The organism is Streptomonospora salina (assembly GCF_014204715.1).
Classification (GTDB): domain Bacteria; phylum Actinomycetota; class Actinomycetes; order Streptosporangiales; family Streptosporangiaceae; genus Streptomonospora; species Streptomonospora salina.
The window spans coordinates 179,050-203,166 of record NZ_JACHLY010000002.1 but is presented as its reverse complement, the minus strand read 5'-3'; the positions used below and the strand labels follow the sequence as shown (position 1 = coordinate 203,166).

Here is a 24,117-nt window from a genome sequence, read left to right as displayed (position 1 = left end):
TCCGAATCCGGCCACACGCTCGCCTTGACGGATCCGCCTGGGGGCGAGTAAAGCGCGGTCGTGCGGGGCGGGGCCGGGCGCATCAGCCCTGCTGCCCGGTGCCGGCGCCCAGGTGGTCGCGGAACCAGGCCATCGCCGTTCCGGTCACCTGCTCCAGCGCACCCGGCTCCTCGAAGAGGTGGGTGGCGTCGGGAACCACGTGGACGTCGTGGAGGACGTGCAGGTGCTGGGCCGCCTCGAACGAGGCCCGCACGACGGGCTCGTCGTCGCTGCCCGCGATCATCAGCACCGGAGCGTGCACGTCGGCGAGGCGGTCCTCGGCCAGGTCCACCCGGCCGCCCCGCGCGACCACCGCGCCGACGCGCTGCGGGCGCTCGGCCGCGGCCCGCAGCGCCGCCGCGGCCCCCGTGCTCGCCCCGAACAGCCCCACGTCCAGCCCGGCCGTTCGGGAGTCCGCACCCAGCCAGTCGATCGCCGCCGCCAGCCGGCGCGTCAGCAACCCGATGTCGAAGCGCAGCTCCCGCGTCACCGCGTCGACGCGTCCCTCGTCCTCGGTGAGCAGGTCGATGAGCAGCGTGGCCGATCCCGCCTTGGCGAGCGCGTCGGCCACCTCCCGGTTGCGGGGGCTGTGCCGCGAACTTCCGCTGCCGTGGGCGAACAGCACCACCCCCGTCGCGTCTGTCGGCACCGTCAGATCGCCCGGCAGGACGGCGTCGCCGTCATCCACCGCGACACTGCGCACGTCCATGTCCGGTCCTTTCCGGCCGCGTCGTCGCACCGTCGGCCGCGTGTCCTCGGGCCCGCTACCTGGACACGACCGCGGCAAACCCGGGTCCGGGACGCCCCGGCGGCGCCGGGTTTGGCACTCGCCGATCTCGGTAGCGGACCGGACAGACCCGGGCCCGCCACCCCGAGCGGAAGAGGTGCTGTGACCATGCCGACCCAGACGGAAGAGTTCCTGCGCAGCCATCCGCGCGGCGTCGGCGTCGCCGACGTCGACCTGCTCAAGACCACGGTGGAGCGGCTGACCGCCTGCTCCCAGTCCTGTACGGCCTGCGCCGACGCCTGCCTGGGCGAGCCCGACGCGGCCGGGCTCGTGGCCTGCGTACGGCTCAACCTCGATTGCGCCGACATCTGCTCCGCAGCCGAGCGCGTACTCACCCGGCGCACCGCCCCCGATCCCGAGCTGCACCGCGGCCTACTGGAGACCGCGATCCTCTATACCGGGGCCTGCGCCCGCGAATGCGAACGCCACGCCGGCGAGCACGAGCACTGCCGCCTGTGCGCCGACCGGTGCCGGTTGGCCGAGGACGCGTGCCGGCAGTTCCTGACCCACGTCCAGGAACAACTGCACTAGCCCGGGGCCGCCCGCGCGGCCGACGAGGTCACGCCGGGCATGCCGGCGACTCCGGCAGCGGGGTACGGCCGTCCGTACCCCGCCCCGGGACGGGGATCGCAGGGCGCGCAGCGCCCGCACCGCGCGTTCACGTGTTGCCGTGGCTCCCGCTGACCATGGCGAGTACCGACGCGGGGTCGCGCTCCACCGCCAGATCACCCAGTGACACCACACCCACGGGGCGGCCGCCGTCGACCACCGGCAGTCGGCGCACCGCGTTGCTGCGCATGATGTGCACGGCGTCGTCGACGTCGTCGCGCGGCCCCACGACCGCCGGATGCTCGCTCACCGCGTTGCGGGCGGTGGAGCGCGCGCAGTCCGCGCCGTCGGCGACGCAGCGCACCACGATGTCGCGGTCGGTCAGTATGCCCAGCACCGAATCGCCGTCGGTCACCAGAACGTCGCCGATGTCCTTGTCGCGCATGATCACGGCTGCCTCGTGCAGCGTCGTCTCCGGCGGGACGGTGTAGGGCGGCTGCGTCATGATCTCGTGGATCTGCTCGGCCATCGCAATACTCCCGGGTCGGCTGTCCGAGGACAGCATCCGTCTGCGCGGCCCGCGGGCGGCCGGGCGCTCGGCGATGAGCCGCAACGGCGGCCGCGAGCGGGCCGCAGCCTTCCTCGCCCGCACCACTACCGCCGGCTCTCGGTGTCAAACCCGGCCGAGCCGGACGCGGCCCGGAATCCGGAGCACCGCCGCGCGCAGCGCCGCAGCACCGCACGCACCGGGTGACGAGCCACGAGGGCCGCAACCGGCTCTGCACCGTTCACGGCGCTGCTGTTCGCGACTCCGCTGTTCGCCGGGTTCGCGAACGTGGTCGTGCCGCTGCGGATCGGCGCTCCCGACGCGGTCTTTCCGGATGAACGCCGTCAGCCGCCGGCTGTCTGCAGCGGTCCGGGCGGGGCGGGCCGGCGAAGAGGGGGCGCCCGCGAGACCGGGACGGACGGCCTCGCGGGCGCGGTCGCGGGCCCGGCGAAAACTCGTCGGCGCCCCCGGCCCCGGCGCAGGACCGCCCGTCCACATTTGGTTGAGGATTGAACGATCCGCGCGGTGCATAGTGTAGTGGCGCACCGCCCCGGCTGCGTCCAGCGCCGCGCACGCCCCGGCGGGGTGGGGTCCGACCGCAGCGCCAGGCCGGGCACGACCGTTCCCGGCGGGTGCGCAGGCCCCCGTCGGGCGCTGTCACTGCTTGGTGGCGTGCTCCGGACGCACCGAGATCACGACCCGCTCCTCGTCCGGCGCCGCCCAGGGGTAGCGTTCCTCGTCGAGGTAGCGCTGGGCCAGACGGTCGATGAAGGCGTTCCCGCCGTCCTCCTCCACCGACTCCACCCGGCCGCGGATCTCGATGTAGCGGTACGGGTCGTCGGGGTCCTGCACCGACATCGCGATGCGGTCGTCGCGCAGCAGATTGCGGTACTTCTGCCGGGCGCGGGTCTGGCTGAAGCGCACGTGCGCGCCGTCCCAGTCGATCCACACCGGATTGGCCTGCGGCTCGCCGCGCGGCCCCAGCGTCGCCACGTGCGCGAAGCTGCGCTTGTAGAGGATGTCCTCGCGGTCGGCGGGGATCGTGCCCATGCTGTTCCTTTCAGAGGCGGGTTTGCGCCTTCTACCCGCTATCACACGGCGACTCGCCCAAACGTCGCGGCGATCGGCGCCCGTGCCGCCGGAATCGCGCCTTTCGCGGGGGCGGTCGGGCGTGGTCCGCCCACGCCCGACCGGCTGTTTCGCCGCCGAGGGACCGGGTAGCAGCGGCCCCGAGGAAAACGCGGCGCCGCGGTGCGCTCTGGCAATGCAACCGCCGCCGGGACGAGAACGCGGCGAACGGAGTGATGTTCCATGTCCGCTGAGCGGAACGCGCCGCCGATCGAGGGCTATGAGGGATTGCCGGTCGGAACCCTGCAGCATCGGGTCCGCGCACTGACAGAGGAGCAGATGCGCGATCTGATCGCCTATGAGCGCGAGCACGCCGACCGGCCCAACGTGCTGGAGATCCTCACGTCGCGACTCACCGAGCTGGAGAACGGCGCCGAGCCCACGGAGGGCGACCAGAGCTTCCATCCGGAGACCCCGGAGGCACCCCAGGGCGGCTCCGACGTCAGCCCGCGGGGCCAGGGACCGCGCCCCAAAGGCGACTACCAGCCCGGAAGTGCGTGAGGGCGCGGTGCCCGATCCCCGTACCGGCGTTCCCGAACGGACCGGTGCCCCATTCCACGAGGAGGTCCATACATGACACACGACTTTCCTCCGGGAGGCGGAGGCGGTTACGACCCGCGCTCCTTCGAAGAGTTCCTCGCGCGCTTCTTCGGACCCGGCGGCCAACGCCGCGCCTCGAACCGCGTCGACCTGTCCAAGCTCATGGACACCCCGTCGCGCGAGGTCGTGTCCGAGGCGATCGCCCGCGCGTCGCAGAACGACGGCACCGACCTGGGCGCCGCGCACCTGCTCTGGGCGGTGCTGCGCTACGAACCGGCCCGTGAGCTGGTCCAGCGCACCGGTGCCGACCCCGACGCGCTGGTCAAAGGCGCCGAGAGCGAGGCCGAGCGCACTCCCCAGGCCGGGCCGGGCATTCCGGCGCTGACACCGGCGGCCAAGCGGACCCTGCTCGACGCCCACCAGATCGCGCGGGCGATGGGCCGGCCCTTCATCGCGCCCGAGCACATGCTCTTCGCGCTGGCGGTCAACGGCGAATCGCGCATGGGCCGCATGCTGTCCGAGGCCGGCGTCACCCCCGATTCGCTGCAGGCCGCGGCGAGTTCGGGGCCCACGTCGGCCGCCGCGAGCGGTCAGGGCGGCGCCCCCGCCCAGCAGCAGCAACAGCAGCAGAGCACAACACCCAACCTCGACGAGTTCGGTACCGACATCACCGCTCTGGCCTCCGAAGGCCGCCTGGACCCGGTGATGGGCCGCGAATCGGAGGTCGAGCAGACCATCGAGGTGCTGGCGCGCCGCCGCAAGAACAATCCCGTGCTCATCGGCGATCCCGGCGTGGGCAAGACCGCCATCGTCGAGGGCATCGCCCAGCGCATCTCCGACGGCGACGTCCCCGACACCCTCAGCGGGCGCCGGCTCGTCCAGCTCGACCTGGCCGGCGTGGTGGCGGGCACCCGCTATCGCGGCGACTTCGAGGAGCGGGTCCGCAACATCGTCGAAGAGATCCGCAACGACGACAAACTGCTGATCTTCATCGACGAACTGCACACCGTCGTGGGCGCGGGCGGCGCCGAGGGCGCCATGAGCGCAGGGAACATGCTCAAACCCGCGCTGGCCCGCGGCGAGCTGCACATGATCGGCGCCACGACACTCGACGAGTACCGGCAGAACGTCGAAAAGGACGCGGCGCTGGAGCGCCGCTTCCAGCCGGTACTGGTCTCCGAGCCCAGCGTCGAGGACACCGTGGAGATCCTGCGCGGTCTGCGCGACCGCTACGAGGCCCACCACCAGGTGCGCTTCAGCGACAGCGGCCTGGTGTCCGCCGCCGAGCTCTCCGACCGCTACATCTCCGACCGGTTCCTGCCGGACAAGGCCATCGACCTCGTCGACCAGGCGGGCGCGCGGGTGCGGCTGCGCCACAAGCGCCCCAGCGTCGACGTCCGCGAGCTCGAGGAGCAGCTGCGCCGGCTGGAGGCGCGCAAGGAGCAGGCGGTGCACGACGAGGACTACGAAGCCGCCTCCCAGGCCCGCGACGAAGTCAACCGGACCCGCGACTCCATCGCCGAGGCGCGCGACTCCGGTCCCGAGCAGGTGCCCGAAGTCACCGTCGAGGACGTCGCCGAGGTCGTCTCGCGGATCACCTCGATCCCGGTGTCCCAGCTCACCCAGGAGGAGCGTGAGCGGCTCACCGGACTGGAGGAGCGCCTGCACGCCCGCGTCGTCGGCCAGGAAGAGGCCGTCACCGCGGTCTCGGAGGCGGTGCGGCGTTCGCGTGCCGGGCTCGCTTCGGCCGAGCAGCCGATCGGCAGCTTCCTGTTCCTGGGGCCGACCGGCGTCGGTAAGACCGAGCTGGCGCGGGCGCTGGCGGAGGCGCTGTTCGGCTCCCAGGAGCAGATGATCCGGTTCGACATGAGCGAGTTCCAGGAGCGCCACACCTCGGCGCGCCTGGTGGGGGCGCCCCCGGGCTACGTCGGCTACGAGGAGGCCGGCCAGCTCACCGAGGCGGTGCGGCGCGCGCCGTACTCGGTCGTGCTGCTCGACGAGATCGAGAAGGCCCACCCCGACATCTTCAACCTGCTGCTGCAACTGCTCGACGACGGCCGGCTGACCGACGGGCAGGGCCGCACCGTGGACTTCCGCAACACCGTGGTCATCATGACCAGCAACCTGGGGTCGGAGTTCATCACGGGCGGAGGCCCCATCGGCTTCATCGGTTCGGGGGAGGGCGAGCGCGAACGCGCTACCCGGGAGCGCATCATGGCCCGGCTCCAGGACGAGTTCCGGCCCGAGTTCCTCAACCGCGTCGACGAGATCATCGTGTTCTCCCAGCTCACCGACGAACAGCTGGCGGAGATCACCCGGTTGCTGCTGGATGAGACCGCGCGCCGGCTGCACGCCCAGGACATCGGCATCGACTTCACCGACGACGCCGTGCGCTGGCTGGCCTCCACCGGACACCAGCCCGAATTCGGCGCCCGCCCGCTGGCGCGCACCATCCAGCGCAGCGTCGGCAACCCGCTGTCGTCCAAGATCCTCAGCGGGGAACTCGCCTCGGGCGACCGCGTCACCGTGGCGGCCGGCGACCGGGGGCTGGAGTTCGGCGTCGACAGCAGCGCCCGTCCGCCGGCGGCGGGCACCGAGTCCGAGTCCGGCTGACCGGCTGACCGGACCGGCCGGGCGCGAGCCGACCGAGCGCGGCATCGCCGGGCCGACGGGCAGCGGGGGCGCTCGAACCGCTGCCGTCCCGCGGGCGTCCGCGCGGCAGGCCGGCCGCGCGGAGCCGCCGCCGACCGACGCACGGGATCCGCCGGAGCACCCGCGCCGGCGGATCCGGGCGCGACGTGCCCGAGCGCTACCGCCACAGGCCCGTCGGTCTGCCACCCGCTGCGCACGTGGCAGCGCAGTGGCGTCCGGGCGCCGGTCGCGGGGAAGCCGCGGGGCCGGGCCGATGCCGCCGGGTGCATGGACCGGCGGGTCGGGGCCGTCACCACGACGTGCCGGGCTCGTTGCCGCGCCGCCGTGCGCCCCCGGCCCTCGGGGCGAGCCACCCGGCCCCCGAGACTGCCGACCACGGGGTGTGGCGCTCGCGCGGCGGGTCGTCGACCCAGCCGCACCCGGCGGGGGAGCGGCGCCGCACACCGCTGTCGGCGGCGGCCGCCGCAGGCACGGGAATCGGCCGGCGGCAGCCCGCCGGCCGTGGACCCGCGCCGGTTGCGCTACGCGGCGGAGTGCGGGGATGGGCCTGCCCACGCGGTTCCGTGCGGTGGCCGCGCGCTTCGACGAGCCCGCCCTGCGCTGCGAGGCCGCGGGCCGGATCGACGTGATCGACATCCGGCTGCGCGGCCCGCAGCGACACCTTCGTGAACGGGCCCTAGACGTCGGGTACGAGCTGCTTGCGCAGCTTGGCCAGCGACGCCGAGAGGGTCCGCGACACGTGCATCTGCGACAGGCCCACGATCTGGGCGATCTCGGCCTGGGTCTTGTTCCCGGCGAAACGCAGGAGCACGATCCTGCGGTCGCGTGCGGAGAGCGTGGCCAGGGCCGGGCGCAGCGACGCCCGGTCGGCGGCGGTCTCCAGGGCGTGGTCTTCCTCGCCGAGCGTGTCGCCCAGCGTCTTGTCCTCTTCCTCGGTCCCGTAGGGGACGTCGAGGGACAGCGCGCTGTAGGCCGAGGAGGCGTCGATCAGTTCGAGCGTGTCGTCGACGCTCATCTCCAGCCGCTCGGCGATCTCGGCGACCGTGGGCGAGCGTCCGTTCTCCTGGGCGAACGCCGAGGTCACGCGATTGAGCTCGGGGCGCTTCTCCTGGTATTTGCGCGGCACCCGGATCGCCCATGTGCGGTCCCGGAAGTGGCGTTTGACCTCGCCCGTCATCATCGGCAGCGCGTAGGAGATGAACTCCTTGCCGTAGTCGGGCTTGAAGTCGCGGATCGCCTGGACCAGGCCGACGGTCACGACCTGGCGCAGGTCCTCCTCCGGCTCGCCGCGGTTGCGGTAGCGGCGGGCGATGCGGCGTACGACCGGCGTGTGCAGATCCACCAGGTTCCGATAGATCTCGTCGCGCTCGGCCGGCGTCGTCTCGGCGCTCTTGAGCCGGTCGAACAGTTCGCGGGTGCGGGCGTAATAGGTTTCGTCGGTTCTGCTGTCCCCACTGGCACTGCGCGGACGCGGTACTGCGGTCTCTCGTTCGCGGAGCGTGCTCGATGTGCTCATCGTCAACGTCCTCGCTGCGATCAAAGCGGACCGCCGACCACTCGCTCCCGGATCGTTCGGCGCGTTGTGCACCGCGCCGATGATGTGGCTCCCCCGTGGTGTGCGGTGGGTCACCGCAGCGGGGGCCGGGACGCGTGTGATGGCGTCATCAGGCCGCGCTTTCGGACCTCCTGCACAACACGTTGACCATATCGATATATGCGCGAGCAGGCCACCCCGGCCCTGTCCGCTTCCGCCCAGTTTTGCGGGAAATTAACGCGTGCGATTGGAAATAGCCAGGGTAGAGGGGGTCTCAGCTGTCATCGGTATGTTTATCGGAAATCTCATGCAAGGAATTTCCGGGAGTCCTGCGCGGCGTTTCTAAAGGGCACGTAAGCGGAGCCTTCGACGATCCGGAAACGTCGGCGCTTCGGCGCGGCGGTCCGGGGGCGCCTGCGCACCCCCGGCCGCACCGTGGGGCCCCGAAGACGGCGTCAGACGGGAGGCGCGGTGGGATCCTCGCCGGAGAGGGCGATCTTCTCGGCGAGTTCGGCGAGCTTGACGTTGCGGTTCTGCGAGGCGCCGCGCAGCCGCTCCCAGGCCTGCTCGGCGGTCATGTGGTGGCGCTCCATCAGGATGCCCTGCGCTTGCCCGATCGTCTCGCGGGTGTCCAGGGCACGGCTCAGATTGGCGATGCGCCGGTTGGCGGCCAGCGCCGATGCGGCCTGGGCGGAGTAGATCACCCCCACCTCGTGGGCGTCCTGGTCGAACGCCTGGGGGCGGGCCGCGTACAGGATGAGTACGCCCAGGGTCTCGCGCGCGGTGAACAGCCGGAAGCTCAGCAGGCTGCCGATATCCAGTTTGGCGGCCTCGGCGGCGTACTTCGGCCAGCGCGACGCCGCGGTGAGGTCGGGCAGGTACACGTAGGTGCCTTTGCGCATCGAGCCGAGGGCGGGCCCTTCACCCAGCTGCAGCTGCAGCGCGTCGCTGCGGCGCACGATGTCGTGGGTGCATGCCGGGGTCTGCAGCCTGCTGCGCGGCTCCAGCAGGCTCACCCCCGCGTAGTCGCATCCGGGAACCGTCGTCACCGCGAGGTCGGCGATCCGCTGCAGCGTCGCGAGCACGTCCGGCTCGGCGAACAGGGACCGCACGACCTCGGCGAATCCTTCGGGTGGGGGAGAGTGGTCCCTGTTGAGCATCGCACGCCCTCCTGCGCCGTTCTGCGAGCTCCGACTCGCATCGCCTCCGCTGCCGCGAAGCCAGCGCACAGCACAAGGCGCGCCCGGTCCGGTCACCGGATGGCTTCGGAGTGCGGGAACCGAGGTGCGGCCGACGCGGCCGACGCGGCCGACGAGGCTTCCCGGTAGAACGTGAGTATTGCCCGCGCCGCTCACCTGTGTCAACGACTGTACCCGACACGCGGGGCCGTTCCCGGGAGGGCAGGCGGGTCGCCCGCGCCGGGGCGGGGCACGCACACGCGCCGGCGCCCGGTCCGCGCGGACCGGGCGCCGGGGTGCGCTGCGGCCGGGGCCGCCGAGCGTCACTCGTCGTGGAAGGCGAACTCCTCAGGTCCGGGCCGCTCGAACTCGGGCTCGGTGATCTCCCCGCCGGCGTTGTCGGTGATCCGCGCCTCCTGCAGGGTTTCGGGCGCCTCTCCGGCCCGGAACTGAAGGACCTGCGCGCCCGAGTATCCGCCGTGGTCGTCCTCGATCGCGGCGAAGGGGACCAGGCCCGGACCGGTCAGGTCCTGCTCGTGCACGGCATCGATCAGCGACTGGCGGGTCGGGTCGTCACCGGCCTCCATCAGGCTCTTGCCCATCAGAGTGGCCTGGAGCATCCCGTAGATCGTGGTGTTGGTCATCGGGGTGTCGCCCTCGCCGTACTCGTCGTAGATCTGCGAGTACAGCTGGACCCACGGGTCGTCCTGCATGGTGACCGAGGGGAAGTAGCCGGTGTAGATCATGCCGTCCAGCATCTCCTCGGCCGGCAGGTCGTCCTGGCCGGCGTCGGCGGCGAACTCCGACAGCAGCCCTTGCAGCGTGGCGCTGTCGGCGCCGATGGTGCTCATCACGAACTGCGGCTCGTAGCCGATGCTGGCCGACTCCAGCATCGCCAGCGCGCTGAAGGCGGGGATGCAGGAGCAGACCACGACGTCGGCGCCGGCGTCCTGCAGCGCCGAGATCTGCGGTCCCACATCGGTGTTTCCGGAGTCGTAGGACTCCACCGCCACCCGCTGGTCGCCCAGGTACTGCTCCAGGCCGGTCTCGGAGTCGCGCCCCACGTCGTCGTTCTGGTGCAGGTAGCCGACCTTGGCGTCGGGCATGTTCTCGGCGATGTACTGCCCCTGGATCTTGGCCTCCTTGGTGTAGTCCACCTGGAAGCCGTAGGTCAGGGGGTACTCCTCGGGCTGGTTCCACTGCAGAGCGCCCGAGGAGACGAACAGGTCGGGCACGCCCTCGTCGTCGAGGAAGTCGGTGACCTTGGAGTGGGTGGGCGTGCCCAGGCCACTCATCATCGCGAAGATCTCCTCGTCGTGCACCAGTTCGCGGGTGACCTCGATGGTGCGCGCCGGGTCGTAGGCGTCGTCCTTGACCACGTAGTCGATCTGGCGGCCGTTGATGCCGCCGTTGTCGTTGATGTGGTCGAACACGGCCCTGGCGCCGTTCGAGATGTGGATGTAGCCGGGTGCGGCGGGTCCGGTCAGCGGCTGGTGCGAGCCGATCGTGATGCTGTCGTCGGTGACGCCGGGTGCGACGTCCAGGTCGGCGCCGGCGCCGTCCTGCGTTTCTCCGGCGCCTCCGCAGGAGGTGGCCAACAGGGCCGCCGCCATCAGGGCGGCGGCCGGGGCGATGCGTGATCTCATGCTCTCTCCCGGGCGGTGGATCGGGGATGGGGATGCGGGCGAACAGCGGGGTGGGACGGTCAGCGCCCGCGGCGGACCGAACCGGCGAGGCTGCTCGCCATCCCGTGCAGGCCGCGCGGCCAGACGAGGATGATCAGGATGAGCAGCACGCCGAAGAACACGATGGGCAGGTTGTTGGCGACGTTGGAGTCCAGCGACAGGGCGTGGGCGAGATCCTCGCCCCACAGCTCGATGTAGACCAGGGCCACGGCGCCGAAGAACGCGCCCCACATGCTGCCCAGCCCGCCCAGTACCAGGGCTGCGAGCAGACTGAGCGACAGCGTCACCCCGAAGGAGCTGGGTGTGGCCGTGCCGAGCAGATAGGCCTGGCACGCGCCGGCCAGCCCGCCGGCGCCCGCGCTGATGACGAAGGCGATCACCTTGGTGCGGCCCACCGGGATTCCGGCCAGGCCCGCCGCCGATTCGTCGTCGCGCAGCGCACGCATTCGCCGGCCGAGGCGCCCGGCGCTGATCGTGGCCAGCACGACCAGGCCGATCAGCGTCGTCAGCCACACCGCGGCGGCCTGCCACTGGGTGTCGGTGACGACCCCGGCCAGCGAGGCCGGAGCGCCGCGGGTGGAGAACGCCAGCCCGTTGCTGCCGCCGAGCAGCTCGGGGTAGCGCACCGTCAGCGAGGGCAGTCCCACGGCCAGCGCCAGCGTGGCGCCGGCGAGGTAGGGCCCGTGCAGTCGCGCCGTGGCCGCGCCCACCAGGAGTCCGGCTCCGCAGCTGAGCACGACCGTGATGATCATGTTCAGCCACAGCGGCAGCGCCGGCTGGTTCAGCACCAGCAGGGCCACGGTGTAGGCGCCGATGAACATGAACGCGCCGTGGCCCAGCGAGATCTGTCCGCTGTAGCCGATCAGCAGCTGCAGGCCGGCGATGGCCAGCATGTAGTAGCCCACGCTGCCGATGCGCAGGTCGGCGGTAGGGCCGGTGACCGAGGTCAGCGCCACGATCGCGGCGAACGCGGCGACGGCAGCCAGCGGGAACCGCACCAGCGCCGGCAGCGCCCGCCACCGGTCGCCGAGAGTGGGCGCGGGGGCGGCGCCTCCGGGCCCGCCGTCCCGGCTCGTGGACTCGTGGTCGCTCAGCGAGACCATCACTACACCTTTCGCGCGGTCGGGCGGGAGAAGAGGCCGTCCGGCCGGATGCTCAGCACCACGACGAGGATGGCCAGCGCCGCCAGCGTGGTCAGCTCCGGACCGGCGTAGCCGGAGACGTAGGACATGCCCAGGCCGAGGAGGACGCCGCCGGCCAGCGCGCCGAACGGATTCTCCAGGCCGCCCACGACCGCGGCGGCGATCGCGAAGATGAACACCTCGTCGAGCACGTTGGGGAAGATGAACGGCGGGGCCGCCAGCATTCCGGCCAGCGCGCCGATCACCGAGGCGATGGCCCAGCCGGCGGTGAGCATCAGCCCCACCCGCACGCCGCTGAGCCGGGCCGCCTCCGGGCGGAAGGCCGCGGCGCGCATCCGCAGCCCCAGCGGGGTGAAGCGGTAGAGCCCGAAGAGCAGCAGCGCGGCGGTGCCCACCGAGCCCAGCGCGAACCAGTCGGCAGCCGAGAACCGGCCGCGGTAGTCCATCGGGTAGCCGAAGGAGTGCGGCTCGTTGGTCCAGATCATGCCCGCCAGGCCCTGCAGCACGAGCAGCAGGCCCAGCGTGACGATGATGGCGTTGAGCGGGGAGCGCCCGTGCACCGGGCGGATCAGCAGCCGCTCGGTGGCCGCGCCCAGCACCAGGCCGGTCGCCAGCGCCGCGCCGAATCCCAGCCAGTAGCTGCCGGTGGCCTGCGACACCGTGTAGGCGATGTAGACCGAGATCAGCGCCAGCGCCGGCTGCGCGAAGTTCACCACGCGGGTCGCCTGGTAGATGATGACCAGCGACAGTGCCAGCGCCGCGTAGACCGCCCCCTGGGACAGTCCGTTGAGTGTCAGGTCGATGAATTGGTCCACGGTTTCCCCTCTTAGAAGCCCAGGTAGGCGTGGCGCATGCGGTCGTCGGCCAGAAGCCGCCGGGAGGAGTCCTGCATGACGACCTCCCCCTGGTTGAGCACGAAGCCGTGGTCGGTGATCGACAGCGCGCTGCGGGCGTTCTGCTCCACCAGCACCACCGTCAGGTCGCGGTCGGCGCGCAGCTGCAGCAGCATGTCCATGATCTGGCGGGTGACCAGGGGCGCCAGGCCCAGTGAGGGCTCGTCCAGCAGCAGCACCCGGGGGTCGGCCATCAGCGCCCGTCCGATCGCCAGCATCTGGCGCTCGCCGCCCGAGAGCGTGGCCGCCGGACGCGCGAGGCGCTCGCGCAGCGGCGGGAACAGCTCGACCACCTCGGCGGTGCGCGCCGCGCGCCGGCGCCGGCCCGCGCGCCAGAGCCCGCCCAGGCGCAGGTTCTCCTCCACCGTCAGTTCGGCGATCACGCCCCCGCCTTCGGGCACGTGCACCAGGCCGTGGTGGACGTGGCGCTCGGCGGGGATCCGCGTGATGTCGGTCCCCCCGAGCAGGACGCGGCCGGCGTCGGCGCGTTTGAGGCCGCTGATCGTGCGCAGCAGCGTCGTCTTACCGGCCCCGTTGGCGCCCAGCACCGCGCAGATGCCGCCCCGGGGCACGGTCATGCTCACCGCGTTGAGCGCCGCGACGGCGCCGTAGGTCGCGGTGAGCCCCTCCACGGCCAGAATCGGCTGTTCAGCCATCGGTGCCCACCTCCTCTGCGTCGCCCAGGTAGGCCTCGGCCACCGCGGGGTCGGACCGGATGCGGTCGGGCGGCCCTGCGGCGATGACCTCGCCGAAGTTGAGCACCACGATGTGGTCGCACACGCCCATCACCAGGTCCATGTGGTGTTCGACCAGCAGGACCCCCATGCGGGAGCGGAAGGATCCGATCGCCGCGGCCAGGGAGTCCATGTCCGCGCCCGACAGGCCGCTGGCGGGCTCGTCCAGCAGCAGCAGCTCGGGTTCGGCGACCACCGCGCGGGCCAGGGCCACGCGCTTCTGTACGCCGAAGGGCAGGGTGCCGGGCATCGCGTGGGCGGCGTGGGCGGCGCCGAACTCCTCCAGCGCCGCCATGGCCCGTTCGCGCAGCCGCCGTTCGTCGGAGTGGTAGCGGCCCAGGCCGGTGAGCATGGCTCCGGCGCCGCCGCGGGCCAGCCGGTCGGCGCCGACCATGACGTTGTCCAGCGCCGACAGTCCGGGGAACAGGTTGAGCCCCTGCAGTGTGCGGGCGATGCCCAAGTCGGCGAGGTGGTGGGGGCGGTGCCGGCGCAGTGCGCGGCCCTTCCAGGAGACCGTGCCGCGCTGCGGGCCGATGACTCCGGAGACGGCGTTGAACAGCGTCGTCTTCCCGGCGCCGTTGGGCCCGATGAGCCCGACGACGCTGCCGGGCGCCACCGAAAGGGCCACGTCGTTGAGCGCGGTCAGGCCGCCGAAGCGCACGGTGATCCCCTCGGCGGCGAGTAAGGGGGCCGGCGTGGTGGTGGTCATCTGCTCTGCTTTCCGTGCCGGGCCGGTCTCGTCTGCGGCGATACCGACCAGTTGGCATGTAGGGGGCATTCGTCGGCCGTCGTCGGAGGCGACGGCGTGTCGCGGGGTCGGGGACGGGGCGGGCCGGTGCTCCCGGGAGAGCGCCGGAGCGGGGCCGCGGGTTCTCAGCGGAACATGCGGGCCAGATCCACTCGGGAGCGGATGTTGAGTTTGCGGAAGATCCCGCGTAAGTGGTGTTCGACCGTGCGCGGGCTGATGAACATGTGCGCCGCCACTTCGCGGTTGGTGGCGCCTTCGGCGACCAGCAGCGCGATCTGGTGCTGCTGGGCGGTCAGACCGTGGTCCTCGGCGTCGGCGCGGTCGTGGTGCTCGGCCGCGGGCTCGGGATCGCCGATGGCGCGCAGCTCGCCGCGGGCCTGTTCGACCCAGAGCCGGGCGCCGATCCACTCGAAGGTCTCCAGCGCCTCGCGCAGGTGTTCGCGGGCGCGTCCGGGAAAGCGGTTGCGGCGCAGCGTCGTGCCGTACAGCAGCGCCGTGCGAGCCCGCTCGACGTCGTCGTCGCCGCAGGCCCGGTGCAGCCGCAAGGCCTCTTCGAAGTGGTCGGCGGCGTCCTCGGGCGCCGCCAGCAGCCCGCGGCAGCGCGCCGCGACCGCCAGGCTGCTGAGACTGCCGGTGGCCTCGGCCCAGTCGGCGTAGGGAGCCAGGGCCGCCTGGCCGCGCCCGTGCTCGCCGATGCGGGCGCAGGCTTCGACGAAGACCGGAGCCGTCATCAGCCGCATGGTGGGATGGCCGTAGCCCGGGCCGGCGTGGTTGAGCACCCGCAGCCGGGAGAACGCGCCGTGCGCGTCGCCCTGGGCCAGTTCCAGCAGGGCCAGGGCCCACGAACTCAGCGCGCTCGGCAGCCCCAGGCTGTTCTCGCAGGACTGCTCGGCCACGGCGCGGGCGCGCTCGTGGCAGGTCTCGGCGTCGCCCTGGATGGCGGCGAGCAGGCACAGCGCTGCCAGATGGTGGGTGGCGCAGTTGTCCTGGTCGGTCTCGCGAGCCAGCCGCAGGCCCGTCATGCAGTTGCCGATGCCCGAGGGGAACCGGCCGCTCCAGAACTCCGAGTAGACCAGGAACTCCAACGCCTGGGGCACCGCCGCCAGCGCGCCGCGCCGCCGCGCGACCGACACCGCACGGGTGGCCAGCGCGTGCACCAGCGGGGCGTCGCCCAGCCGCAGGCCGGCGATGCTCGCCCAGATCAGCTCGGTCGGAGTGTCGACCTCCTCTGCCAGGTCGACGGCCTGGCGCAGCGGGCCCTCCGCGGCCGCGTAATCGCCGGCGAAGGAGAGCGCGCAGCCCTCCATGAACGCGAACGCTAGCCGCATGGCCGGCGGGTCGTTGTCGCGGGCCAGCGGGGCCAGCCGGCGGGCGGCCGCGGCGTGGCGCACCGGGTCGCCGGCGAAGGACGCCGCGTCGGCGGCGCGCATCAGCGAACGTACGGCCAGCTCGCGGTCGTGGGGCACGAGATGCTCGGCGGTGGCCAGCAGCGTGTCCGCGGTGTCGATCGCGTTGCCCTCGCGCAGCCGGATCTGTCCGCGGATCAGCTCCAGAACGCCGGCCTGGCGCGGGGTCACCGCGTCGGGCTCGGCGCGCTCCAGCAGTTCCGAGGCGCGCCCGGGCATGCCCGACAGCCACGCGTCCTGGGCGGCCGTGGACAGCCGGCAGGCCCGCAGCCGGGGGATCGGGGTGAGCTCGGCCGCCTGCTCCAGCGCGGCCGAGGCCACCGAGTGTCCGTTGAGCTCCTTGGCGGTGTCGGCGGCCGCGGCCAGTTCGGCCGCCAACTCGGAGTCGGGGCCTTCGGCCGCCGCGGCGCGGTGGTCGGCATAGCGGGAGGGCTCGCGCTCGGGGTCGATCGCGCGCGCCAGCCGGGCGTGGGCGGCGCGCCGGCGCACGACCGGCGCGGCCTGGTAGACGGCGGTGCGCAGCAGCGGGTCGGCGAAAAGCACCTGTGCGCCGTCGACGCGCACCAGGCCCGCGTTCTCGGCCGGTTCGAGGTCGCCCACGGTCGTTTCCGCCCGCCCCGCCGCGCGCACCAGATCGTCGGCACCGGAGTGGGGATCGGCCGCGGCCAGCAGCAGCAGGTGGCGCGTGGGTTCGGGCAGAGCCTCCAGGCGCGCGGCGTAGGCGCCGCGCAGTCGGGTGGGCAGCGCGAGGGTGCGCGGCAGCGGCCGGGCGCCCGACAGCTGGTCGCGGGACAGCCCCGCGGCGAAACCGCGCACGGCCAGGGGGTTGCCGTGGCCGGCGCGCACCAGATCGGCGCGCACGCCTGCGGCGATCCCCCCGGGCGCGGCGTCGCCGAGTACCTCGCTGATGGCGGTGTCGGGAAGCGGGCTCAGCGTCACGGCCGGGATACCGGGCACGGCGGGCTTGGGCGCGTCGTCGCGGGCGGCGAAGACCATCGCCACCGGGTCGGTGCCCAGCCGGCGCGCGGCGAAGGACAGCGCGTCCAGCGAGGCCGGGTCCATCAGATGCGCGTCGTCGACGCAGACCAGCAGGGGAGCGGAGTGGCCCAGCAGGCACAGCAGCCGCAGCACGCCGATGGACAGGGGGAAGCGGTCGCTCTCGGCGACGTGGCCGCTCTCCAGCGCCTGTTCGAGGGCCGCGGCCTGCTGCGCGGGCAGTTCGCCGATGCGCTCGGCGACCGGGCGCAGCAGCCGCTGCAGTCCGGCGTAGGGCATGGCGGCCTCGGATTCGGCGCCGGCGGAGCCGAGGACCGTCGCGCCCTTGAGGACCACGGACTCCTGCGGCGGCCGGGAGTGGTGGGCCTGCGGGGTGCGCGCGACCTCGCACGCGTGGTCCAGCAGCGCGGTCTTGCCGATTCCGGGGCCGCCGCCGACCAGCAGCGCGGCGCCCTGACCGGAGCGCGCGCCGTCCAGGGCGTCGGTGAGCATCCGCTGTTCCGCCTCGCGGCCCCGGAGGCGCGTTCCGGGGGGCGGCGGGTGGTTTCCACTGGGCACGCACTCAACGTACACAGGACGTGGATCACGCCGACAGGTGGTGCGGGACACACTGGTGATTTCCCTGATACCCCGCCGCGTGATGCGCGCGGCGGCGCTGGTGGCAGAGGGGGCCCGTGCGCGCGGCGGCGGTGTGGCGGGCGGGTGCGGGGTCCGGGCCCCCGCGGTGGGTGCCCATCCGCGCAGCGTACAAACCGAACGGTCGGTCTCCGCGGGTGACCGCGGCCCTTCGGGCGGGGGTACGCTCGCACGGGGATCCGCACCCGAATACGTGTTCGATTTTCGGCGCGATTCGGGTATGCTGTACATCACACCGGCCGCCCCGGGGCAGTCCCGCGGCGCACACCGCGACACCGCGTGCGGGTGCCCCGTCCGGAAGCGCCCGCCCGGCGGCCATCGGCGTGCCACAGCACTTACTTCACGGGGCGATCACTATGTACCTCCTGGTCATCGGGACTCGAAAAGGACTGTTCACCGCGACCGCCGCCGACGGCGACCGCCGCACGTGGCACGTGCGCGGTCCGCACCGCCTGGACAGCGAGGACTACGCCAACACCGCCGGCGTCTACGCGGTCGGCGTCGACCCCCGCACGCGCCGGATCCTCGCCGGCGCCGAAAGCTCCCACTTCGGGCCCAGCGTGTGGTACAGCGACGACCTGGGGGAGAGCTGGAACGAGCCCGAGCGGGCGCCGATCGCCTTCCCGGAGGACACCGACGCCTCCTTCGCCCGTGCCTGGCAGTTCGCCTTCGGCGACGATCCCGGTACCGTCTACGCCGGCGTCGAACCCAGCGCCCTGTTCCGCTCCGGCGACGGCGGCGAGAGTTTCGAGCTCGTGCGCGGGCTGTGGGACCACCCCCACCGCGGCGACTGGTGGCCCGGCGCGGGCGGCGCCGCGATCCACACGGTGATCCCCGGCCGGGTCAGCGCCGAGGGCACCGACCCCCGCGCCATGACCGTGGCCATGTCCACCGGCGGCGTCTACCAGACCCGCGACGGCGGAGCCGCCTGGACCCCGGCCAACCGCGGCATCAGCGCGGTCTTCCTGCCTGAGGACGCCCCCGAATACGGCCAGTGCGTGCACAAGGTCGCCGTCGGCAGCGACGGCGAGTTCTACGCCCAGAACCACCACGGCGTCTTCCGCAGCAGCGACCCCGCCGCGGGATGGACCTCCATCGCCGACGGGCTGCCCACCGACTTCGGGTTCTCCTATGTGACCCACCCGCACGTGCCCGGGACCGGCTACGTGTTCCCGGTCGTCAGCCAGGTCTGCCACCTGCCGCCCGACGGTCACCTCGCGGTCTACCGCACCGAGGACGCGGGCGCGACGTGGCGGCCCTCCGTCGAAGGGCTGCCCGCGGACCCCTATTACGGGATCGTGTTGCGCGACGGCGCCTGTACCGACGGCGCCGACGACCCCGGCTTCTACTTCGGCACCCGCAGCGGCGACGTCTTCTGCACCGTCGACTCCAGCGGCGAGTGGTCCCGGGTGGCCGCCCACCTGCCCGACGTCCTGTCCCTGCGCGCAGTGGAGGTCTGAACCGATGGCTGTGACCGTCCTGTTGCCGCACGTCCTGCAGTCCGACGCCGGGGGAGCCGCCCGGGTCGACATCGCCCCCGCTGCCGGGGTTCCCGCGGGGACGGCGCCGGCCCCGGAACCCCCGGCCCCACCCGCGGGCGCCGGCGGGGAGCCGGCCACCCTGCGCGCCGTCCTCGACGAACTCGCCCGCCGCCATCCCGGCCTCGACCGCCGCCTCCGCGACGAGCGGGGGCGGTTGCGCCGCTACGTCAACGTCTTCGTGGGCTCCGACGAGTGCCGCGCCGTCGGCGGCCTCGACACGCCGGTTCCCGACGGAGCCGAAGTCCGCATCCTGCCCTCGGTCGCCGGCGGCTGAGCACGGAAGCGTTCTCGGCGCGCGGCGGCTGCGGTCGGGGAACCGACGTCCGCCGCCGCGCGCGAACCGTCACGCCCGCTCGTGCGCGGAGGCCGCCCCGCCTCCGGAGCCGCGGGCGAAGCCGTCCCAGGCGGCCATCGCCGTGTCGACGACCGCATCTGCCTGCTCCAGCGTGAACCCGTCGCGTGCCTGGATCGACAGTCCGTGCAGCACGGTCAGGTAATAGTCGGCCACATCCTCCGGATCGGCCGACGACGACAGCTCTCCTTCCCGCACACCGCGGCGGAGCCGGGCTACGACGTTGGCGCGGTCGCCCGCCCGGCATGCCGCGAGGTAGCGGCCGACCCCCTCGTTGGCGGCCGTGAGGTTCATGCCGGCCAGGACCACCATGCATCCGCGCGGTGTGGACGGGTCGACGTAGGCGGCGGCGTTCTCCCGCAGCATCGTCTCGATCGCCTCCCGCGCGGTGGGGCCGGCGGCCAAGGCCTCTTCGCTCGCCGCGCTGTCGGAGTTGTAGAGCTCCACGGCCTCGCGGAAGACCTGCTCCTTGGAGCCGAAGGCCGCGTACAGGCTCGTCGCGGTGATCCCCATCGCCGAGGTGAGCGCGCTGAGCGAGGTCCCCTCGTAGCCGTGTTCCCAGAACAGCACCATCGCCGTGCGCAGCGCGGCGGTCCTGTCGAACCGGCGTGGCCGTCCCCGTGCCGGCATGGCGCTCCTTTCGCGCTCCGTTGACGCCCTCGCGCCCCCATGCTACCAATTATGTAGCAATCGATGCAGAAAAAGGAGCGACCATGGGCGTCCTGGACGGAAAAGCAGCGCTGGTCACCGGAGGCGGCAAAGGCATCGGTGCGGCGATCGCCGAGCGTCTGGCGCACGAGGGCGCCGACGTGGCGCTCACCTTCAACACCTCGGAACATCCCGCGAAGCAGGTGGTCGCCCGTATCGAGGCGGCGGGCCGCACGGGCGCGGCCCTCCAGGCGGATATGGCCGATCCCTCCGCCGCCGGCGCCGTCGTCGACCGGGCGGCCGCGACCCTCGGCCGCATCGACATCCTGGTCAACAACGCCGGCGTCTTCCCCTACGGCCGGATCGACGAGCTGACGCTGGACGACTACGAGGCCACCACGGCCCTCCACCTGCGCGCCGTCTTCATCGCGGTCAAACGGGTACTGGGGCACATGCCCGACGGCGGCCGGATCGTCAGCATCGGCAGCAACCTCGCCGAGCACGTTCCCGGCCCGGGGATCAGCCTCTATTCGCTCAGCAAGTCCGGACTGATCGGCTTCACCAAGGGCCTCGCCCGCGACCTCGGCCCGCGGGGCATCACCGCCAACGTCGTGCATCCCGGTTCGACCGACACGGATATGAACCCTGCCGACGGCGAGGGTGCCGAGGAGCAGCGTGCGCAGACGGCGCTGGGCAGATACGGCGATGCCACCGAGATCGCCGCCGCCGTCGCACACGTGGCAGCCCCGGAATCGGGATTCGTCACCGGCACCGCGGTCACCGTGGACGGCGGCGCCAACTCCTAGCGCTCCCGAGCGCCTGGTGCCCGTGGAGGACGAGGCCGCGACACGCCCAGCGACAGGCGGGACCGTGCGGCGGCCCCGCAGGAGAGGACGGATATGGCCTGGGCAGTCCTGATCGCGGCCGGTCTGCTGGAGATCGTGTGGTCGGTCGCGCTCGACGAGGCGCACGGGTTGACCGAACTGTGGCCGTCGGTGATCGGTATCGGCACCGCGCTGCTCAGTCTCGCGCTGCTGAGCCGCGCGCTGCGCAGCCTTCCGATGGGCACGGCCTACGCCGCGTGGGTGGGTATCGGCGCGGTCGGCGTGGCGGCGGTGGGCACGCTCGTGTTGGGGGAGCCGTTCACCTGGACCAGAGCGGTCTGTATCGGCCTCATCATCGCGGGTGTGGTCGGGCTGAACGCCGAAGACGGGGCGTCGCCGCGGCCCGATCGGGCCGGCGGCGAGGCGGGGCGGGCCGCGTGAGCCCGGAGGTGTCGGCGGCGTGGGCCGTGCTCGTCGCCGCCGGCCTGCTGGAGACGGTCTGGGCACTGGCGCTCACGAGGGCCCAGGGGTGCACGCGGCCGCTGTGGGCGGTGGCGGGCATCGCGGTGGCGGCGCTCAGCCTGGGGTTGCTGAGCCATGCGTTGCGCACGCTGCCCGTGGGGACCGCCTATGCGGTGTGGGTCGGTATCGGCGCCCTGAGCGTGGCCGCAAGCGGGATGGTCTTCCTCGGCGAGCCCGTCTCGCGGCGCCGGCTGGCGTGTTTGGGGATGATCGTCGCCGGCGTGGTGGGGTTGAGCCTCGCCGGGGACGGGTGAGGCCGCTGCGATCGCGGCGCCGGCCGCAGCGGCGACGGCGGTCCGCACCGGTCAGGCGATGTAGACCGCGGCGCCTTCGCGACGGGCCCGGAGCGCGCCCGTGAGCCGGGGCGCCAGCGCGGGATGCAGCATTCCGGGAGCCGCGTCGGGCTCGACGAACGCGTAGTCGTCGAGTTCCTCCTCCTGCAGGGTGACCGGCACGTCCGAGCCGACCGTGCCGCAGTCGAAGACGAACGACAGGAACGGCTTGGGCCGTGCGCCGCGCGGCGCGCTCCACTGCAGTGCCAGTAACGTGCCGGCGGTGCGGTCCAGCCCCACCTCCTCGGCGACCTCGCGCTCGCAGGCCAGGTGCGGCGCCTCGCCGTCTTCGACGATGCCGCCGGGCAGCGTCCAGTGGTCGCGGTAGTTGGGATCGACCATCAACACGCGTCCGGACTCGTCGGTGATCAGTCCGAAAGCGGCCAGGTAGGCCGTGGGCAACGTGGCGAACCACTGCTCGGGAGGAAGGAATCGCGCCATGCCCCGCAGCCTAGGCCGCGGCGGCGCAGCGGGCGGAGCCGCCCCCGCGGCGGGCTCCGGACTCTCGGCCGGCCCCGGAGGCTTCCACTCCCGAACTATTTGATCTACGTTGTAAAGATGTCAGGTTCTCAGGCAACAAGAACGTGCACTGGATCCGTGCCGCCGCGGTGGCAACCGGAGCATTCCCGACCCCGCTGTCCCGGAGCGGCGTCCTCCCCCGGCTGCGGGAATGCTTCCTCCCGGCCCTGAAGGACCGGGGTTCCTCGCCCCATCAGACTGAACGCGCGGTGCGGGCGCGGACCCGCCCCCGCACCGGCCGCCCCGTCGGTCCGACGGCGGCGCGATCGGCGGCGCGCCCGCGGAGCACGGCCTCCGAGGCGGCCGAGGGCCGCCCCGGTGCCGCTACGATCGCTAGTGGGAACCCATCGACAGCGGGAATGCGGAGGTACGGACGTGGGTCCGTTGGAGCACGGCGATCCCGAGCGCATCGGCCGGTACCGGCTGATCGGGCGGTTGGGCGCCGGAGGCATGGGTCAGGTGTACTTCGGGCGCTCGGCGGGAGGCCGACCGGTCGCGGTGAAGCGCATCCATCCCCACTTGGCCACCGACACCTCCTTCCGCGAGCGCTTCGCCCGGGAAGTCACCGCCGCACGCCAGGTCAGCGGCGCCTTCACCGCGCCGGTCATCGACGCCGCCCCCGACGACGGGGTGCCGTGGCTGGTCACGTCCTATGTACCGTCGCTGCCCCTGGACGCCGCCGTGCGCACGCACGGCGGCCTGCCCGAGCACACGCTGCGCGTGCTGGCCGCCGGCCTGGCCGAGGCCCTGGGCGAGATCCACCGCGTGGGGCTGATCCACCGCGACCTCAAGCCCGGAAACGTGCTGCTGGCCGAGGACGGGCCCCGCGTCATCGACTTCGGGATCGCCCGCGCCAGCGAAGGCACCTCCGCGACCCAGTCCGTCATCGGCACGCCGGGGTTCATGTCCCCCGAGCAGATCCAGGGCGACCACCTCACCACGGGAAGCGACGTGTTCGCCTTCGGCGCCGTACTGGTCTATGCGGCCGGCGGTGTCGGACCGTTCGGCGAGGGCGCCATGCCCACCCTGGTCATGCGCGTCATGCAGCACGATCCCGACCTGTCGGCCGTCCCCGCCCGGCTGCAGCGCCTCGTGTCGGCCTGCCTGGCCAAGGACGCGCAGTACCGGCCCGCACCCGGCCAGCTCCTCGACGCGCTCGGCGACATCCCCGTCGGTGAGTCCTGGCTGCCCGCCGATGTCATGCGCGGCGTGCGCGACGAGGTCGCCAGGACCAACGCCGCCCTCAGCGGCACGGACACCACCGCCGGGGGCGCTGACGCGAGCGGCGCGACGTCGGTGCTGGGCGGGGCCGCGGCCGGGGCCGCCGCGGGTGTCGCGCCCGGCGACCAGGACCCCACGCGGGCCGCCGGCCAGGGCGGCGCCGACGCCACCTCGGTCATGGGGGCCGGTACCGGTACGGACCCGCGCACGTCCCCGACCCCGCCGCCCTATCACCCCGAGGGCGGGCAGGCCGATCCGGCCGGGGCGACTCGGGCCTACGGGGGGCAGGCGCCGCCCACCGCCGCTTACGGATCCGGATCCCGGCAGGCGCCGCCCACCGCCGCGATGCCTCCGGCGCGCGACGACTCCTACGACAGCATGTACCGGGGATCCGGGGGTTCGGGCGAGGCCGACCGGCACCGCCAGGAGGAGCAGCGCCGGCGGGAAGAGCAGCGCCGGCAGGAGGAGCAGCAGCAGCGCGAGGAGCAGCGCCGCCGGCAGGAGGCCGAGCGCGCGCACCGCGAGCGGGTACGCGCCGAGCAGGAGGCGGCCCGGCGCGCCCAGGCCGGCGCCCGCCAGGCCGAGCAGCCCGGCCTGTGGGGCTTCGCCAAGCTGCTGCCGCTGCTGATCATCCCGATCATCCAGATCCCGTTGGGTACCGGTGTGTCCTATGCCTGGCAGTGGTTCACCACCGAGTCGGGAATGTGGAACGGCACCGCCTGGCTCTACCCCGGGATCTTCACCGTCGACGGGTTCTTCCACGCGCTGTTCCTGGGCTATTTCCTGCTGAACAACGTCGTGGGCGCGGAGTTTCTGATCCGCTCGCTGCGCACCGGCTACGTGGTCGGTGCGATGCTGGCCGTCGCGGTCATCGCCGGCACGAACGGGATGCTCTTCTACTACGGCTTCTGGGGCTGATCCGCGCAGGGCGCGCGGCGTCGGTTCCGCGCGGCGCTACGGTCCC

Annotated in this window: 22 protein-coding genes; 9 read left to right on the top strand and 13 right to left on the bottom strand. The window is 72.9% G+C overall.

Going from position 1 to position 24,117, the window contains the following annotated elements; all coding sequences use genetic code 11:
* Positions 1-82: 82 nt before the first annotated feature.
* Entirely contained in the window at positions 83-748 is a 666-nt protein-coding gene (locus tag HNR25_RS23890) for a dienelactone hydrolase family protein (RefSeq protein WP_184640101.1), read from the bottom strand.
* Positions 749-934: 186 nt separating this feature from the next.
* Between HNR25_RS23890 and HNR25_RS23885 the strand changes: the two genes are divergently transcribed.
* Positions 935-1,357 (top strand): four-helix bundle copper-binding protein, encoded by a 423-nt coding sequence (locus HNR25_RS23885; RefSeq protein ID WP_184640099.1) that lies wholly within the window; start codon positions 935-937, stop codon positions 1,355-1,357.
* Positions 1,358-1,484: 127 nt separating this feature from the next.
* Here the strand turns inward: HNR25_RS23885 and HNR25_RS23880 are convergent, their stop codons facing one another.
* Both HNR25_RS23880 and HNR25_RS23875 read right to left on the bottom strand, forming a co-directional pair.
* On the bottom strand, positions 1,485-1,904 hold the full coding sequence (locus HNR25_RS23880; RefSeq protein ID WP_184640098.1) for a CBS domain-containing protein: 420 nt from the start codon (positions 1,902-1,904) through the stop codon (positions 1,485-1,487).
* Between the two features lie 675 nt (positions 1,905-2,579).
* Entirely contained in the window at positions 2,580-2,972 is a 393-nt protein-coding gene (locus HNR25_RS23875) for a PPOX class F420-dependent oxidoreductase (protein ID WP_184640096.1), read from the bottom strand.
* A gap of 261 nt (positions 2,973-3,233) precedes the next feature.
* On the opposite strand from HNR25_RS23875, the gene HNR25_RS23870 reads away from it, so the two are divergent.
* Positions 3,234-3,551 carry a DUF8129 domain-containing protein gene (locus tag HNR25_RS23870; protein WP_184640094.1) on the top strand — a complete coding sequence of 106 codons (318 nt, stop codon included), beginning with the start codon at positions 3,234-3,236 and terminating at the stop codon, positions 3,549-3,551.
* Positions 3,552-3,623: 72 nt separating this feature from the next.
* Entirely contained in the window at positions 3,624-6,203 is a 2,580-nt protein-coding gene (locus HNR25_RS23865) for an ATP-dependent Clp protease ATP-binding subunit (protein ID WP_184640092.1), read from the top strand.
* Positions 6,204-6,918: 715 nt separating this feature from the next.
* Here HNR25_RS23865 and HNR25_RS23860 read toward each other — a convergent pair.
* From HNR25_RS23860 to HNR25_RS23825, 8 genes are all read right to left on the bottom strand, one after another.
* Positions 6,919-7,758 (bottom strand): SigB/SigF/SigG family RNA polymerase sigma factor, encoded by an 840-nt coding sequence (locus HNR25_RS23860; RefSeq protein WP_184640090.1) that lies wholly within the window; start codon positions 7,756-7,758, stop codon positions 6,919-6,921.
* Positions 7,759-8,231: 473 nt separating this feature from the next.
* Entirely contained in the window at positions 8,232-8,936 is a 705-nt protein-coding gene (locus HNR25_RS23855; RefSeq protein WP_184640088.1) for a GAF and ANTAR domain-containing protein, read from the bottom strand.
* 341 nt (positions 8,937-9,277) lie between these two features.
* On the bottom strand, positions 9,278-10,600 hold the full coding sequence (locus tag HNR25_RS23850) for an ABC transporter substrate-binding protein (RefSeq protein ID WP_184640086.1): 1,323 nt from the start codon (positions 10,598-10,600) through the stop codon (positions 9,278-9,280).
* A 59-nt stretch (positions 10,601-10,659) separates the two neighbouring features.
* Positions 10,660-11,742 carry a branched-chain amino acid ABC transporter permease gene (locus HNR25_RS23845; protein ID WP_184640084.1) on the bottom strand — a complete coding sequence of 361 codons (1,083 nt, stop codon included), beginning with the start codon at positions 11,740-11,742 and terminating at the stop codon, positions 10,660-10,662.
* Between the two features lie 2 nt (positions 11,743-11,744).
* Entirely contained in the window at positions 11,745-12,596 is an 852-nt protein-coding gene (locus HNR25_RS23840) for a branched-chain amino acid ABC transporter permease (protein WP_184640082.1), read from the bottom strand.
* An 11-nt stretch (positions 12,597-12,607) separates the two neighbouring features.
* Positions 12,608-13,330: an ABC transporter ATP-binding protein gene (locus tag HNR25_RS23835; RefSeq protein ID WP_184640080.1), complete on the bottom strand. Its 723-nt coding sequence runs from the start codon at positions 13,328-13,330 to the stop codon at positions 12,608-12,610.
* Positions 13,323-14,117, bottom strand: a complete 795-nt coding sequence (locus HNR25_RS23830; RefSeq protein ID WP_184640078.1) for an ABC transporter ATP-binding protein — start codon at positions 14,115-14,117, stop codon at positions 13,323-13,325. Before HNR25_RS23830 ends, HNR25_RS23835 begins: the two co-directional genes overlap by 8 nt.
* A gap of 164 nt (positions 14,118-14,281) precedes the next feature.
* Positions 14,282-17,116 (bottom strand): helix-turn-helix transcriptional regulator, encoded by a 2,835-nt coding sequence (locus HNR25_RS23825; RefSeq protein WP_312862763.1) that lies wholly within the window; start codon positions 17,114-17,116, stop codon positions 14,282-14,284.
* Between the two features lie 434 nt (positions 17,117-17,550).
* Here HNR25_RS23825 and HNR25_RS23820 point away from each other — a divergent pair, with 434 nt between their 5' ends.
* Entirely contained in the window at positions 17,551-18,654 is a 1,104-nt protein-coding gene (locus tag HNR25_RS23820) for a WD40/YVTN/BNR-like repeat-containing protein (RefSeq protein ID WP_184640074.1), read from the top strand.
* Positions 18,655-18,658: 4 nt separating this feature from the next.
* Positions 18,659-19,009 (top strand): MoaD/ThiS family protein, encoded by a 351-nt coding sequence (locus HNR25_RS23815; protein ID WP_184640072.1) that lies wholly within the window; start codon positions 18,659-18,661, stop codon positions 19,007-19,009.
* A 69-nt stretch (positions 19,010-19,078) separates the two neighbouring features.
* Here HNR25_RS23815 and HNR25_RS23810 read toward each other — a convergent pair whose 3' ends face one another.
* Positions 19,079-19,717, bottom strand: coding sequence for a TetR/AcrR family transcriptional regulator (locus HNR25_RS23810; RefSeq protein WP_184640070.1), 639 nt, complete (start codon positions 19,715-19,717; stop codon positions 19,079-19,081).
* Positions 19,718-19,800: 83 nt separating this feature from the next.
* Between HNR25_RS23810 and HNR25_RS23805 the strand changes: the two genes are divergently transcribed.
* The 3 genes from HNR25_RS23805 to HNR25_RS23795 all read left to right on the top strand — a co-directional run bounded on the left by HNR25_RS23805 (position 19,801) and on the right by HNR25_RS23795 (position 21,335).
* Positions 19,801-20,541, top strand: a complete 741-nt coding sequence (locus HNR25_RS23805) for an SDR family NAD(P)-dependent oxidoreductase (protein ID WP_184640068.1) — start codon at positions 19,801-19,803, stop codon at positions 20,539-20,541.
* Between the two features lie 93 nt (positions 20,542-20,634).
* Positions 20,635-21,000 carry a DMT family transporter gene (locus HNR25_RS23800; RefSeq protein ID WP_184640066.1) on the top strand — a complete coding sequence of 122 codons (366 nt, stop codon included), beginning with the start codon at positions 20,635-20,637 and terminating at the stop codon, positions 20,998-21,000.
* Entirely contained in the window at positions 20,997-21,335 is a 339-nt protein-coding gene (locus HNR25_RS23795) for a DMT family transporter (protein WP_312862762.1), read from the top strand. Before HNR25_RS23800 ends, HNR25_RS23795 begins: the two co-directional genes overlap by 4 nt.
* Before the next feature lie 51 nt (positions 21,336-21,386).
* On the opposite strand, the gene HNR25_RS23790 is transcribed toward HNR25_RS23795, so the two are convergent.
* On the bottom strand, positions 21,387-21,854 hold the full coding sequence (locus tag HNR25_RS23790) for an NUDIX domain-containing protein (protein ID WP_184640064.1): 468 nt from the start codon (positions 21,852-21,854) through the stop codon (positions 21,387-21,389).
* 453 nt (positions 21,855-22,307) lie between these two features.
* On the opposite strand from HNR25_RS23790, the gene HNR25_RS23785 reads away from it, so the two are divergent.
* Positions 22,308-24,071, top strand: coding sequence for a serine/threonine protein kinase (locus HNR25_RS23785; protein ID WP_184640062.1), 1,764 nt, complete (start codon positions 22,308-22,310; stop codon positions 24,069-24,071).
* The last annotated feature ends 46 nt before the right edge of the window (positions 24,072-24,117 follow it).